Source organism: Burkholderia sp. 22088 (genome assembly GCF_052045915.1).
GTDB classification, from domain to species: domain Bacteria; phylum Pseudomonadota; class Gammaproteobacteria; order Burkholderiales; family Burkholderiaceae; genus Burkholderia; species Burkholderia cepacia.
In genome coordinates, this window is record NZ_JBQEPY010000016.1 from 167,896 (window position 1) to 181,727 (window position 13,832).

At 68.8% G+C, this 13,832-nt stretch carries 11 protein-coding genes; 3 read left to right on the forward strand and 8 right to left on the reverse strand.

Annotation, left to right across the window (positions count from 1 at the left end; all coding sequences use genetic code 11):
* Positions 1-7 precede the first annotated feature (7 nt).
* From ACTJLD_RS28495 to ACTJLD_RS28515, 5 genes are all read right to left on the reverse strand, one after another.
* A complete protein-coding gene (locus tag ACTJLD_RS28495; RefSeq protein WP_440660193.1) occupies positions 8-1,057 on the reverse strand; it encodes a C45 family autoproteolytic acyltransferase/hydolase in 1,050 nt (349 codons plus the stop codon).
* A gap of 20 nt (positions 1,058-1,077) precedes the next feature.
* Positions 1,078-1,806 (reverse strand): glutamine ABC transporter ATP-binding protein GlnQ, encoded by a 729-nt coding sequence (gene glnQ, locus ACTJLD_RS28500; protein ID WP_440660134.1) that lies wholly within the window; start codon positions 1,804-1,806, stop codon positions 1,078-1,080.
* Positions 1,803-2,510, reverse strand: coding sequence for a glutamine ABC transporter permease GlnP (gene glnP, locus ACTJLD_RS28505; protein ID WP_021160890.1), 708 nt, complete (start codon positions 2,508-2,510; stop codon positions 1,803-1,805). The genes glnQ and glnP overlap by 4 nt, the downstream gene beginning before the upstream one ends.
* Positions 2,511-2,525: 15 nt before the next feature.
* The gene (glnH, locus tag ACTJLD_RS28510; RefSeq protein ID WP_027791282.1) at positions 2,526-3,278 is read right to left on the reverse strand and encodes a glutamine ABC transporter substrate-binding protein GlnH; all 753 of its coding nucleotides are present in this window, start codon (positions 3,276-3,278) and stop codon (positions 2,526-2,528) included.
* 513 nt (positions 3,279-3,791) lie between these two features.
* Positions 3,792-7,331 (reverse strand): ABC transporter ATP-binding protein/permease, encoded by a 3,540-nt coding sequence (locus ACTJLD_RS28515; protein ID WP_440660136.1) that lies wholly within the window; start codon positions 7,329-7,331, stop codon positions 3,792-3,794.
* A gap of 118 nt (positions 7,332-7,449) precedes the next feature.
* Between ACTJLD_RS28515 and ACTJLD_RS28520 the strand changes: the two genes are divergently transcribed.
* Positions 7,450-8,403, forward strand: a complete 954-nt coding sequence (locus ACTJLD_RS28520; RefSeq protein ID WP_440660138.1) for a LysR family transcriptional regulator — start codon at positions 7,450-7,452, stop codon at positions 8,401-8,403.
* A 42-nt stretch (positions 8,404-8,445) separates the two neighbouring features.
* Here ACTJLD_RS28520 and ACTJLD_RS28525 read toward each other — a convergent pair whose 3' ends face one another.
* Entirely contained in the window at positions 8,446-8,817 is a 372-nt protein-coding gene (locus ACTJLD_RS28525; protein ID WP_440660140.1) for an MAPEG family protein, read from the reverse strand.
* 301 nt (positions 8,818-9,118) lie between these two features.
* Here ACTJLD_RS28525 and alr point away from each other — a divergent pair, with 301 nt between their 5' ends.
* The gene (gene alr, locus ACTJLD_RS28530; protein WP_440660142.1) at positions 9,119-10,240 is read left to right on the forward strand and encodes an alanine racemase; all 1,122 of its coding nucleotides are present in this window, start codon (positions 9,119-9,121) and stop codon (positions 10,238-10,240) included.
* A 151-nt stretch (positions 10,241-10,391) separates the two neighbouring features.
* On the opposite strand, the gene ACTJLD_RS28535 is transcribed toward alr, so the two are convergent.
* On the reverse strand, positions 10,392-11,186 hold the full coding sequence (locus tag ACTJLD_RS28535) for an enoyl-CoA hydratase (protein WP_124814893.1): 795 nt from the start codon (positions 11,184-11,186) through the stop codon (positions 10,392-10,394).
* Between the two features lie 184 nt (positions 11,187-11,370).
* Positions 11,371-12,792, reverse strand: coding sequence for an MFS transporter (locus ACTJLD_RS28540; RefSeq protein ID WP_060194728.1), 1,422 nt, complete (start codon positions 12,790-12,792; stop codon positions 11,371-11,373).
* A 133-nt stretch (positions 12,793-12,925) separates the two neighbouring features.
* On the opposite strand from ACTJLD_RS28540, the gene ACTJLD_RS28545 reads away from it, so the two are divergent.
* Complete coding sequence (locus ACTJLD_RS28545) at positions 12,926-13,807, forward strand: LysR family transcriptional regulator (protein ID WP_059696527.1); 882 nt, start codon at positions 12,926-12,928, stop codon at positions 13,805-13,807.
* Positions 13,808-13,832: the final 25 nt, after the last annotated feature.

The window sequence follows — 13,832 nt, forward strand, 5'->3', positions numbered from 1 at the left end:
TCATGGATCAGGATGCGTCGTGCGCGCGTCCGGACGGCACGATGCGCGTCGCGAAACGCTGCGTGCCTTGTTGGTGAATGGTGACGTCGATCGACGCCGCGCCGATCGTGAACACGGCCGTGGCCAGCGTATTTTCGTCGTCCGGGTCCGCAGGATCGTCGCGGTAGATCGGCAGCCCTGCCGGTGCGCGATCGCCAAGCACGCGCAGCAGCGCGGCTTCATCGATCGCGTCGATCCCGGGAACGAGCGCGTCGACGCGGCGCTGGCGGTCGGCCGACGATTGCGTGACGATCTGCGCCTCTGCTCCACAGCCCGGATGCACGAGATGATTCGCGTGCCCGGCGAGCGTCGCCACGTCGACGACCGAGCAGCGCGCAGCACTCGCCTCGATGCTCAGCAGCCGCGTGTCGCCGGTCGCGCCGAGCGTATGGTGAAAGCCGCTCGCGCGCGCATTCACGCGCAGCACGTCGGCGGCCTCGTCGAGCGACGCCGCATCGAGCACGGCGCGCGCCAGGATCATGCGCGGCACGCCCGGCGCGGGCGGCCTGATCCGCAGGTTGTTGATCGCCTGCACGATCCCGGCCCGGTTCGCGGCAAAGGTGTGCCCCGGCAGCGAGCCCGGGTAGTAGAAACTGACGAAGCCCGGCTTGCCCACGGGCTGCACGTCGACGAGCAGGCAGCGCTCGCGCAGGAACGGATCGCCGTCCTCGTTGTGCGCGATCCAGCGCGTGCCGGCCGCGTCGCGCGCGGCAAGCGTCGTGCAGCCGTCCGGCGCGTTGTGGATCAGCTCGCCGCGGCAGTTCCACAGGAAGATATCCCCGGCCGGCCAGCCGACACCCGCCGCGATCCCGTCCAGTTCCGCGACGAGATCGGGGTACGCGGCCAGCGCCGCCTGCCGCAGCGCATCGACGAACGGATGGCCGCGCCAGCGGCGCACGGCCTGCCACGCGCTGCTCTGCCGCATGTAGGCGTCGAACACGGGACGGGCGAGCTCGCCGAGGCGCACGCCGATGTCGAACGGCGCGCCGGCGATGACGGGGGAAAGGGAAAGCGGCATGTCGGCCATTTCGGTTTCGTTCAGGACACGTGTTTCAGGAATTCCTTCAGGCGCGGGGTCGGCGGCCGGTCGATCAGGTCGACCGGATGGCCGTCCTCGGCAATGCCGCCCTGATCCATGAACAGCAGGCGCGTGCCGACCCGTTTCGCGAAGCCGATCTCGTGCGTGACGACGATCATCGTCATCCCTTCGTTGGCGAGATCCTGCATCACTTTCAGCACTTCGTGGCGCAATTCCGGATCGAGCGCCGACGTCGGCTCGTCGAACAGCATCAGCCGCGGCCGGATCGCGAGCGCACGCGCGATCGCGACGCGCTGCTGCTGGCCGCCCGACAGCTCCGACGGGTAATGATTCGCGCGCGATTCGAGGCCGACCTTGTCGAACAGCGCCATCGCCTGGTCGCGTGCGTCGGCGCGTGACGCGCCGCGCACCTGGATCGGCCCGAACATCACGTTCTCGAGCGCGGTCATTTGCGGAAACAGGTTGAACTGCTGGAACACCATGCCGGCTTCGAGCCGGATGTTGCGGATCGTCGTCGCATTGCCGCGCACGCTCTGGCCGTCGACGAGCAGCTCGCCGCCGGTGATTTTCTCGAGCGCGTTGATACAGCGCAGCATCGTCGACTTGCCCGAGCCGGACGGGCCGATCACGACGACCACTTCGCCCGCGTCGATCTTCAGGTCGATGTGCTTCAGCACCGGCACGTGGCCAAAACTCTTCGACACGTTCTGGAATTCGATCATGCTCATAGAATTCTCATCCTCTTTTCGACGAGCCGCAGCGTCAGCGTCATCGCGCCGGTCAGCAGCAGGTAGATGACGGCCACGGCGCTCCAGATCTCGACCGCCTGGAAATTGCCCGCGATGATTTCCTGCCCCTTGCGCGTCAGTTCGCCGACGCCGATCACGATGAACAGCGACGTGTCCTTCAGGCTCACGATGCACTGGTTGCCGAGCGGCGGAATCAGCCGCCGGAACGCCAGCGGCCCGACCACCTTCAGCAGCACGCGCGGCATCGACAACCCCATCGCGAGCCCCGCTTCCGTCAGCCCCTTCGGGATCGACAGCAGCGCGCCGCGCACCACTTCCGCGAGATACGCGCCGGAATTCACCGTGATCGCGATGATCGCGGCCGTCAGGCCGTCGATGCGGATATGCGCGAGCAGCGGCAGCGCGAAGTACAGGAACATCACCTGCACGACGATCGGCGTGCCGCGAATCAACTCGATATAGACCTGGGCGAGCACGTTCATCGCCTTCGGTCCGTATGCGCGGAACATGCCCGCGATCATCCCGACGATGAAGCCGCCCACCAGCCCGAAAAATGCGATGAACACCGTCAACCGGACCCCGTCCATCAGGTCCGGCAACGCCGCCCAGATCGCCGACCAATCGAAATTCACTTGTCGCTCCCCGTTCGATTCAAGACCGGCGCGGCCGCCCGGCCGCGCCATGGTGCGCCGTCGCGCTTACATCTTCGGCGGCTCGGCGCCGAACCACTTCTTGTAGATCTGCGCGTAGCGGCCGTCGGCCTTGATCTTCACGAGCGACGCGTTGACCTTCGGCACGAGCGGGCTGCCCTTCGGGAAACCCATCCCGTACTTGTCGCCGCTGACCGGCTGGCCCGCGACCTTCACCTTGCCCTTGCCTTCGTTGTTCACGAAGAACAGCACGTTCGGCGTGTCGTGCATCGCCGCGTCGACCCGGCCGGCTTCGAGCGCGAGGTAGGCCTGGTCGATGTTCGGGAACTGGCGGATCTCCTTCGGCTTCAGGTGCGCCTTGATCCAGTCGATCGTCGCGGTGCCCGTCTTCGCGGCGATCACCTTGCCGTTCAGGTCGTCGATCGACTTGACCGTCGTGTTGCCGGTCTGCACCATCGCCGCGAGACCGCTGTCGTAGTACGGCGCGGAGAAGTCGATCGCCTTCTTGCGCTCTTCCTTGATCGTCATCCCCGACAGCGCGACGTCGATGTTCTGCGTCTGCAGCGCCGGGATCAGGCCCGCGAAATCCATCGGCTGGATCGTGTATTTCCAGCCCTGGTCCTTCGCGATCTCCGCCCACAGGTCGAGATCGAAGCCGACATACTTGTCGCCCTGCTTGAACTCGAACGGCATGAACGACGTGTCGGTGCCGACGACGAGCGTCCTGGTGTCCGCGTGTGCGAGGCTTGCGCCGAGCGCGGCAACGACCGCGACGGCTTTCAGGAAGGAACGGCGACTCATGGTTTCTCTCCGCATGATTGAGCGATGTGACCGGCCAGCCGGCCGGCGGTAACGACGACATCAAGCCGCACCGCAACATGCGATGTCGAATTAGACCTTAGTGCAACAAGTGTTGTCAACCGCGATACTACGACAACAAAAAAACGCGCAACGGATAAATGCATCGAAACAAACCGGGGCGCGCGGCACGGATAAATCGGAGGAAAGGGAGTGTGGCGCAGGGCGAAGCACCAGCGCCGAACGGCGTCGGCGCCTGAGCGTAGTTGGCGGTGACCGGGCCGGCTTGCTGCCCCGGGGCGTCACGCACGGTAGGAGGAGGATGGCGCGGGCGCTCGAACAATCGTCGCGGCCCGCGCATTGGGTTTGTCAGCGTGAAGCGTCGGCGATCGGGTACGGTGCCGTGGCGGGGCGGCGTCCCCCGCGACGCAGGCTACCGCCGGCGTGTCTCAACGAATGTTGCGGCATGCGCGCGGAGCTGCCGGAAGCGAGGCCCGCGCGCCGATGCGACGTCGCTTACACCGCCACCCCGCTTGCCTGATGCGACACGAGCCGCGCATACGCACCCTGGCGCGCCAGCAGGTCCGCGTGCCGTCCGGCCTCGATCACGCTGCCCTGCTCCATCACGAGGATCAGGTCGGCATTGCGCACGGTCGACAGCCGGTGCGCGATGATGATCGACGTGCGCTGCGTCATCAGGTCTTCCAGCGCCGCGCGAATCTGCTGCTCGCTGATCGTGTCGAGGTGGGACGTCGCTTCGTCGAGGATCAGCACGGGCGCATCCTTCAGGAACGCACGCGCGATCGCGACGCGCTGGCGCTGGCCGCCCGACAACTGCACGCCGCGCTCGCCGACGCGCGTCGCGAGCCCGTCCGGCAGCCGCGCGACGAATTCGCCGAGCGCCGCATGCTCGATCGCGCGCTGCACGTCCGCGTCGGACGCATCGTTTGCCGCGAGCCGGATGTTCGCCTCCAGCGTGTCGTTGAACAGGTAGGTATCCTGCGCAACCAGCGCGATGTGCTGCCGCAGGTCGTCGAGCCGCAGGTCGCGCAGGTCGACGCCGCCGAGCGTCACGCGGCCCTGCTGCGGATCCCAGAAGCGCAGCAGCAGGCTCGCGACCGTCGACTTGCCGGCGCCCGACGCGCCGACCAGCGCGACCGTGCTGCCGGGCGCCATCTCGAAGCTCACGCGGTCGAGCGCGGGCACGCTGCGGCCCGGGTACGTGAAGGACGTCGCCTCGAAGCGCACCGCCGGATCGGCGGGCAGCGCATGCGTGCCGTCCGTCACCGGCACGGGCTCCTTCTCCAGCGCGCGCAGGCGGCGCGTCGACGCGATCGTGTCGGCGAGCTGGCGCGCGACCTGGCCGATTTCGGCAACCGGCATGAAGGCAGCCACCGCGACCAGCACCAGCAGCGGCAACGACTCGCGCGGAAACCAGCCGCGCGCGCACAGCAGCGCACCGAGCGCCGCGACGACCAGCCCGCCGAGCCCGCTCGCGACTTCCAGTGCGGCGCTCTGCGTCGACAGGTCGTCGAGCAGCCTGGCGCGTTGCTTCCGGTATGCATCGACTTCGGCCACGAACGCTTCGCGCCGGCGCGCGACGGCCTGGAACGCGGTCAGCTCCGCGAGCCCCTGGATCGTCTCGGTCAGGTGCGCGCCGAGCTGGCCGAGCGCTTCGCGCGCGCCGGTGCCGAGCTGGTCGACCTCGCGCCGCGCCAGCACCGGTGCAAGCCCGGCCCACAACAGGAACGGCAGCAGCGCGAGCGCGAGCGGCCACGCGACCGACGCGAGCAGCACCAGCACGGCGGCCGGCACGAGCACCGCGACGAACGCGGGCGCCAGCGTATGCGCATAGAAATACTCGACGGTCTCGACGTCCTGCGTCGCGAGCGACACGAGATCGCCGGAACGGCGGCGCAGCAGCCCGGCCGGCGCGAGGCGTTCGAGCGTCGCGAACAGCGCGATGCGCATTTCCGCGAGCAGCCGGTACGCCATGTCGTGCGCGAGCCACGATTCGAGCCAGTGCAGCACGGCCGCCACCGGCGCGATCACGAGCAGCGCCGTGACGAGCGCCGGGCTCACATGGCCGCCCGGTACCGCACCGACCACCAGCGCGCCGATCACGCCGACACCGATGAACGCGAGCACGCGGCCGATCCCGAACAGCACCGTCAGCACGACCTTGCCCGTCCACGGCCGCACGAACCGCAGCAGCGTCTGGAGCGTTTCCGGCCAGCCGATCTCCGCCGCATCGTCGTTCAGCGGCCGCACTTGCGGGCCGGACGACGCGCGCGAGGTCGTGCCGGCCGTCGTCGCCACGCCGGCCGATTCGGCGACCGCTTCCAGTTGCGGCCCCATCAGCCGGCGATACGGGCCGTCACGCGCGATCAGCGCCGCGTGCGTGCCCTCGTCGACCACCTGCCCCTGGTCGAGCACCAGGATGCGGTCGGCGCCGATCACACTGGACAGCCGGTGCGCGAGCACGAGCGTGGTGCGCCCGCGCGTGAGCCGGTCGAGGGCCTGCTGGATCAACGCTTCGTTCTCCGCGTCGACGGACGACAGCGCCTCGTCGAGCAGCAGGATCGGTGCGTCGCGCAGCAGCGCGCGGGCAATCGCGAGGCGCTGGCGCTGGCCGCCCGACAGCATGAGCCCGCGTTCGCCGATGCGCGTCGCATAACCGTCCGGCAGCGCCGAGATGAAATCGTGCGCGTTGGCCGCACGCGCGGCGGCGATCATGTCCGCGTCGCTCGCGTCGGGGCGGCCGAGCCGCAGGTTGTCGGCGACGCTGCCGTCGAACAGCGTCGCATCCTGCGCGACGACCGCGATCATCTCGCGCACCTGGCCGGCATCGAGCGTACGCACGTCGCGGCCGCCGATGCGAACCGCGCCGCCCTGCGCATCGTGCTGACGCAGCAGCAGGCGCACGATGGTCGATTTGCCCGCGCCGCTCGGCCCGACGATGGCGACCGTCTCGCCTTCGCGAACCGAGAAGCTCAGCGCCGCGTGCGCGTCGGCGCGACGCCCCGGATACGCGAAGCTGACGGCGTCGAACGCGATCTCCGGCCGCAGGCCCTGCACGCGCGGCGCATCGGTGCAGGGCGTGTGGCTCCGCGCGTCGAGCAGCGCATGGATCGCATTCGCCGCCGACTGGCCGATCATCCCCTGATGCAACACCGACCGCAGGTCGCGCAGCGGCCGGAAGATCTCGCTGCCGGCCATCAGCACGATCAGCAGCGCCTCAAGGCTCATGTCGCCGTGCCGCACGCGCCACGCGCCGACCGCGATCGCGGCGGCCGCGCCGAGGCCCGTGCCGAGATCGGTGAAAAGCCGCGTCAGCAGGCCGAGCGCGAGCACCCAGAACGTGCTGTCGGACAGCGCGCGCGCCTTCGCGGCCAGCTTCGCGCCGAACGCCGTGCCTTGCCCGAACGCCTTCAGCGTCGGCAGGCCTTGCACCGCGTCGAGAAACTCCTCGCCGAACGCCTTGAACGCTGCCGAGCGCGCGAGCGCCGCGCGCTTGTCGGCGCGATGCACGAGTTGCGGCAGCGCGAGCGTGACGAGTGCCGCGACCAGCAGGATGGCGGCCGTCGGCACGTCCCACCACGCGAGCACCGCGAAGATCATCACCGGCGCGCAGGCGGCGATCACGAGCTGCGGCAGGTAGGTGCCGAAAAAGGTCTGCAGCTGCTCGACGCCGTCGACGACGGCCAGCATCACGCCGCCCGTGCGTTCGCCGCTGAACCATGCGGGGCCGAGCGCCGCGATCCGGTCGAATAGCCGCGCGCGCAGCGTGGCCTGCACGCGCCCGGCCGTGTGCTGCGCGAGCACCGTGCGGCGATGGTCGAGCCACGCGCGCAGCAGCACGCAGGCCGCCGTTGCAACGACGGCTTCGCCGATGCTGCGCGCCGGCGCGCCGGAAAAGACCAGCGCCAGCACGCGGCCGAGGAACACGAAGCGCAGGATCCCGACACCCATCGCGAGCAGTCCGAGCGCGACTGCCGCGGCGACCCGCCAGCGCAGTCCCGCCATCATTGCCCATAGTCGTCGGTCGAAATACATGAAGCCCTCCGGTAGTGTCTGGTTGCATTTTTCTTGACCGGATCGAGGCTACCCGCGCGGCCCGCGCGCGGCAAAAGATGATTTTTCAACGGGTGTTGAGTCAACTACAATACCCGCCATGTCGCACCTCCCTCCCCTCAGCGCGTTGCGGGCTTTCGAGGCGGCCGTCCGCCTCGGCGGGTTCGCGCGCGCGGCGGTCGAGCTGAACGTGTCGACGAGCGCGGTCAGCCATCAGATTCGCGCGCTCGAGGAATCGCTCGGCGCGCGGCTGCTCGAACGCAGCACGGGGCTCGGCGGCATCGGCCTCACGCCGGCCGGCGAGCGCCTGCTGCCGGCCGTCAGCGATGCGCTGTCGCGCCTCACCGATGCCTGCGCCGAGATTCGCGGCACCGCGCAACGGCTCACCGTCTCCGCCAACGCGCCGTTTTCGGCAATGTGGCTCGCACGCCGCCTCGCGGAATTCTCGTCGCTTCATCCCGAAACGCCGCTGCACGCCGTCGTGCTCGACGACGAACCGGATTTCGCGCGCAGCGGCGTCGATCTGGCGATCGTGCACGTGCCCGCGCACCGGCTGCGGGACGACGACGACGTGCTGATCCGGGAGACGGTGTTCCCGGTGTGCAGCCCCGAGCTGTTTCCGTACGCATCGGGGCACGTGTGCCGCTCGCGGCTGCTGCAGGAGATGCACGAGAACAGCCCCGAGATCGACTGGCACAACTGGGCATCGGAATTCGGCTTGCCGGACGACTTCGAGACGAAGATCGTCCGTTACAGCAGTTTCAGCCAGGTGATCGGCGCGGCGGTCGGCGGCGCGGGCATCGCGCTCGGCCGCGTGCCGCTGATCGAGCCCGAACTGCGCAGCGGGCGCCTGGTTCCGCTGGTGCCGGGCCTCGCACGCGATGCGTCATGGCGCTTCGTGCTGCGTCGCAACCCGTCCGCGCGGCACCGGCTGCTCGATCCGTTGATCGCGTTCCTGCGTCGCGAAGCCGAAGCCGCGCCACCCGCCACGCTTGCGAAGATCGTTGCGCCCGCATCCAACGACAGTCACGCGCGCGGCGCGGGCGGCGCCTGACGGGCCGGCGCACGAAGCCGGCCTCGCCTTGCCTGCCGGCGCCTACGGCGCAGCGAAGAACAACGCGACCACGCACGCCATCCCGCCGAACCACACGAGCGAACGCGGCGACGCCCAGTTCAGCAAGTACATCAGCATGTAGACGATCCGGATCGCGACGAACGCCATCGCGAGCTGGTCGACGCGATGCACGTTCGCGCCGTTGTGCCATGCCACCACCAGCGCGGCCGTGAACAGCGCGAGCGCCTCCCATGCGTTCTGGTGCGCGGCCTGCGCCCGCGCGCGCCAGCCTTCGAGCTTCGCCAGGTAGTCTCGCGGCGCGCGGTTGTCGTAACCCTTGCGGGCCTTCGCGAGAAACGTCATCGTGAACGGCAGCAGCGCGACGATGAACAGGCACAGCTGGGACGTCGTCATCAAAAGTCTCCTCCTTTATCGTTACATTGATCAATGACAAGATCGCCGAGAGCTTAGCATTGCGTCATGCCGTTCGCGCACCGGTTTTCTAGACGGGAGACTCGGCTGCGCGGCCTGTCGACAGCCGCGCCCAGCCGGGACGAACACAAAAATTTCCACCAAATCGTCGACAAATACGTTAATTAAAACTGGTCGAACACCAATAAGATAGCGTTCAACACTGGCCCGGCGTGTTTTCGCGCCGAACTGCCGAACCCACGCCGCCGCGCGCGCCCAACGACATCCGATCCGAGACATCGCCATGCCCCGTCCCATCGTCGCCCATATCCGCCCTGACGCCATCCGCCACAACCTCGACTTCATCCGCCGCACCGCCGCGCAATCGCGCGTGTGGGCCGTCGTCAAGGCCGACGCATACGGCCACGGCATCGAGCGGGTCTATCCGGGCCTCGCCGCCGCCGACGGCATCGCGCTGCTCGACCTCGACGAAGCCGTGCGCGTGCGCGAGCTCGGCTGGGACAAGCCCGTGCTGCTGCTCGAAGGGATCTTCGAGCCGGCCGACGTCGAGCTGGCCGACCGTCATCGGCTGACGGTGTCCGTGCACTGCGACGAACAGCTCGACCTGCTGATCGCGGCAAAGCCGCGGCAGCCGATCGACATCCAGCTCAAGATGAACTCCGGGATGAACCGCCTCGGCTACCGGCCCGACGTGTTCCGCGCGGCGTGGGAGCGCGCGGCCGGCGCGCCGTCGATCGGCAAGATCACGCTGATGATGCATTTCGCGAACGCCGACGAAGGCCAGGCCGACTGGCAGCTCGAACAGTTCGATGCGGCCACGGCGGGGATTCCCGGCGAGCGCTCGACGTCGAACTCGGCGGCCGTGCTGTGGCATCCGCATGCGCACCGCGACTGGGTGCGGCCCGGCACGATCCTGTACGGTGCATCGCCGACGGGTGCGTCGCGGGATATCGCCGACACGCCGCTGATGCCCGCGATGACGCTGACGAGCAAGATCATCGGCGTGCAGACGCTCGCGCCGGAAGAAACCGTCGGCTACGGCCGCCGCTTCACGGCCGACCGGCCGATGCGGATCGGCGTCGTCGCGTGCGGTTATGCGGACGGCTATCCGCGCCACGCGCCGACCGGCACGCCGATCGCGGTGGACGGCGTGATGACGCGCGTCGTCGGCCGCGTGTCGATGGACATGCTGACCGTCGACCTGACGCCGTGCCCGGGCGCGGGCATCGGGTCGAGCGTCGAGCTGTGGGGCGACCAGGTGAAGGTGGACGACGTGGCGGAAGCCAGCGGCACGATCGGGTACGAGCTGATGTGTGCGCTCGCGCGCCGCGTGCCGGTCGTGATCGTGCCGCCCGGTGCGTCGAGCGAACAGCCGGCGCTGCGGACCGGAAGCTACGGGCGCTGACCCGGGTCGCTGCGGCGGCGCGCGGCCGCGCGCTACGCTGCAAGTGCCGCTTCGGTTGCGGGCTGCCTCGGGCAGCCCGTTCGTTTTCCGGTGTACGGGACAGGCCCGGGTTACGGCCCTTCCGCGCCGTTCACTGGCCTTCGACGTCGCACTACGAACGCCACGTCGGCTTGCGCTTCTCGAGGAACGCGTCGATCCCTTCGCCCGCATCCTCTTCCATCATGTTGCGCGCCATCACGTCGCCCGCATACGCATAGGCTTCGTCGAGCGGCAACTCGCGCTGGCGGTAGAACATCTGCTTGCCGTAGCGCACCGCGGCCGGGCTCTTCGCGACGATCTCGGCGACCTTGCGTGCGACGGCCGCGTCGAGCGCGTCCTCGGGCACGGCCTCGTTGACGAGCCCCCACGCGGCGGCCGTCGCCGCATCGACGAAACGCCCGGTCACGAGCATGTCGAACGCGCGCTTCGCCGTGACGTTGCGGCTCAACGCAACGGCCGGCGTCGAGCAGAACAGCCCGACGTTGATGCCCGATACCGCGAAGCGCGCGGTATCGGCCGCGATGGCCAGATCGCACGCGGCGACGAGCTGGCAACCGGCCGCCGTCGCGATGCCGTGCACGCGTGCGATCACCGGCACCGGCAACGCGCGCATCGCGAGCATCACCCGGCTGCACTGCGCGAACAGCGTGCGGTAGTAATCGAGCTCGGGTGTGCCGCGCATCTGCCGCAGGTCGTGGCCCGCGCAGAACGCCCGGCCTTCGGCGGCCAGCACGACGCAGCGCACATGCGGATCGGCCGCCAGCGTATCGAACGCATCGTGCAGGCTCGCGAGCATCGCCTCGGATAACGCGTTGAATTGCTGCGGACGATTCAATCGCAGCGTGACGACGCCGTCGTGCGCGTCGCGCAACAGGATCGGCTCGGCAGTCTCTTGATGGGATTCCATGATGATTCGCTCGACGGGGTTCGGCAGGATTCGGCGCGGCACGAACGGGCGGCGGTGATGCACGCCCGTTCACGGCACGGTGTTGAAATCGTCCTCCACATTCCGTGCGGCGTCCAGTCGCGCGGACGCGCATGCATGCGCAGTCGCCGGCGTGCCGTCGTGCAACAACCACGCGACTCGCGCGTCAACCGCGCCGTTGCGCGGCCCTCGCCGTGCCTGCCGTCCGCGCGGCAAGAGCGGCCGTCGCATAGGCGATACAACCGACCGCCGCGATCGCCCATAGGGCGGCGGTCGGATTCGGCAGCAGTATCGTTGCGGCGCTGGCGATGGCCACACCGAACAGGCTGCCTGCCTGTCTCGCCGCATTGAGGAATCCCGACGCCACGCCCGCCGCGTCCGCGGGCACCTGTTCGAGTACGGTCGCGATCATCGGCGCCACGGACAGCGCGGTTCCGGTGCCGAACGCGGCCATCGCCGCCCAGGCCACCGGCCACGGCGCACGCAGCGTCAACGCTGCCGCGAGTGCCGGCATGGCCAGCGCCGCCATCCCGAGACCGTTCGCCATCAGCCGAACCGGATGGACACGGCCTTGCAATTTTCCAGACAGCAGATTGCCAAGCGACAGGCTCAACGCGAACGGCAACAGCGTCAGCCCCGTCTGCCGCGCGCTCATGCCGAAGCGCCCGTGCAGGTACAGGCTCAGGACGAACAGCAGGCCGAAGTACCCGACATAAACGAGGCTGCCCATCAGGTTCATCGCGACGAAGGTGCGATTGCGAAACCACGCCAGCGGAACCATCGGATCGCGAGCACGCCGTTCGATGATGACCAGCGCGCAGGCGGCGAGACCAGCGACCAGCAGCGCGCCCCGGACTTCCGCCGCACCCGGGCCGCGCGTCGGCAGCTCGATCACGGCAAAACACAGCGCACCGAGCGCGATCGCACCGACACACTGGCCGGCCCAATCGAAGTGGCGCGCATGCCGCGCGACCGACGCCCGAACGAGCACGGCCGCCCCGGCAAGAGCGACCGCGCCGGTCGGCACATTGATCAGGAATGCGCTGCGCCAGCCGAAATCGTCCACGAGGACGCCGCCCAGCACCGGGCCCACGGCCACCGCGACCGACGCGATGCCCGCCCATACCGCAATCGCCCGCGCCCGCTCGGCAGGCACGTCGAAGGTGCTGCGCACGACCGCGAGCGACGCGGGTAAAAAGAGCGCGGCGCCCATGCCCTGCACGAATCGCGCGGCCACGAGGACGGCCACGGACGGCGCGAAGCCGCATCCGGCCGATGCCGCGACGAACAGCGCCAGCCCCGCGAGATAGACGTGCTTGGCACCGAACCGGTCGGACAGCGCGCCGCCCGCGAGAATCAGCGCGGCGAAACTGAGCGTATACGCGTCGACGATCCACGCGAGCGCCGCGACCGTCGCACCGAGATTCGCGCGCATCGCGGGCAGCGCAACGTTGACGATCGTCGTATCGAGTACCGCCATGAACATGCCGATCGCGACGAGCGCAAGCGTGAAGCGGCGTTCGCGGGCCGTCGGGCGGCACGCTGTCGTGATGGATACGGGAAGGGAAACGGGATGGCAATCGGGCATGAAACCTCCAGGCAGATCCCGGGAGTCTAGAAACGGCACACGATGCAGAAAAGTGATAATTTCGCATTTGCCTGATGCAGATATGCATCTCCACTCCCCGCCGCCGCCCTGCCCGATGACACTGCCGACCCGTATGAACTGGGACAACGCCCGCTTCTTCCTGGCCCTTGCGCGCACCGGCACGCTTCGCGGCGCCGCGGCGCAACTGAACGTCGATCAGGCGACGGTGGGGCGTCGGATCGCCGCGCTCGAAGACGAACTCTCGGCCCGCCTGTTTCTCCGAACCCCGACCCTCTATGTGCTGACGACCGCGGGCGAAGCGCTGCTCGAACCCGCCGAAACGATGGAACGGGCGTCGCTCACCATCGAGCGACGCGTGATGGGGCTCGACGAACAGCTTGCCGGGTCGGTGCGCATCGCCACGACCGACTCGCTCGGCAAGCGTTTCGTGATTCCCGCCATCGCCAGCTTGCGGCGCAGGCACGCCGGCATCGACGTCGTGTGCGTGACGTCGGCCGAAATCGCCAATCTCACGCGCCGCGAAGCGGATCTCGCGATTCGCACGTTGCGGCCGGAATCACCGGACCTGATCGTCAGGCTGCTGGGGCATCTCGAAACGGGCATCTACGCATCGCGCCGCTACCTGGCCGAGCGTGGCGAACCGGTCGCAGGCAGTGCGTTCGAAGGACACGACCTGGTGATGTACCAGCAGCCGGTGGTGCCGACGATGTGGGACGCCCTGTGCGGCGAACCGACGTCGCGCGGCCGCGTGATGTTCCAGACATCGTCGACGATGATGCTGGTCGAGGCCGCGCTTGCGGGGCTCGGCATAGCGGAGCTGCCGTGCTTCCGCGCCGAAGCCGAGCCGGAACTGGTGCGCCTCATGCCCCGACGATGCAATCATTTCGACGTGTGGCTCGTCGCGCATGCCGATCTCTACAAGACCGCACGCGTGCAGGCGGTGATCGAAGCCGTCGTCGACGAATTCGCGAGCGCCGCGCCGGACGCCCGGTAACGAACGGGGGACCGCTTCAGCGCGC

Coding starts and splice junctions, on each gene's coding strand:
- ACTJLD_RS28495 (WP_440660193.1), bottom strand. CDS start 1,057: ATGCCGCTTTCCCTTTCCCCCGTCATCGCCGGCGCGCCGTTCGACATC.
- glnQ (WP_440660134.1), bottom strand. CDS start 1,806: ATGAGCATGATCGAATTCCAGAACGTGTCGAAGAGTTTTGGCCACGTG.
- glnP (WP_021160890.1), bottom strand. CDS start 2,510: ATGGCGCGGCCGGGCGGCCGCGCCGGTCTTGAATCGAACGGGGAGCGA.
- glnH (WP_027791282.1), bottom strand. CDS start 3,278: ATGAGTCGCCGTTCCTTCCTGAAAGCCGTCGCGGTCGTTGCCGCGCTC.
- ACTJLD_RS28515 (WP_440660136.1), bottom strand. CDS start 7,331: ATGTATTTCGACCGACGACTATGGGCAATGATGGCGGGACTGCGCTGG.
- ACTJLD_RS28520 (WP_440660138.1), top strand. CDS start 7,450: ATGTCGCACCTCCCTCCCCTCAGCGCGTTGCGGGCTTTCGAGGCGGCC.
- ACTJLD_RS28525 (WP_440660140.1), bottom strand. CDS start 8,817: ATGACGACGTCCCAGCTGTGCCTGTTCATCGTCGCGCTGCTGCCGTTC.
- alr (WP_440660142.1), top strand. CDS start 9,119: ATGCCCCGTCCCATCGTCGCCCATATCCGCCCTGACGCCATCCGCCAC.
- ACTJLD_RS28535 (WP_124814893.1), bottom strand. CDS start 11,186: ATGGAATCCCATCAAGAGACTGCCGAGCCGATCCTGTTGCGCGACGCG.
- ACTJLD_RS28540 (WP_060194728.1), bottom strand. CDS start 12,792: ATGCCCGATTGCCATCCCGTTTCCCTTCCCGTATCCATCACGACAGCG.
- ACTJLD_RS28545 (WP_059696527.1), top strand. CDS start 12,926: ATGAACTGGGACAACGCCCGCTTCTTCCTGGCCCTTGCGCGCACCGGC.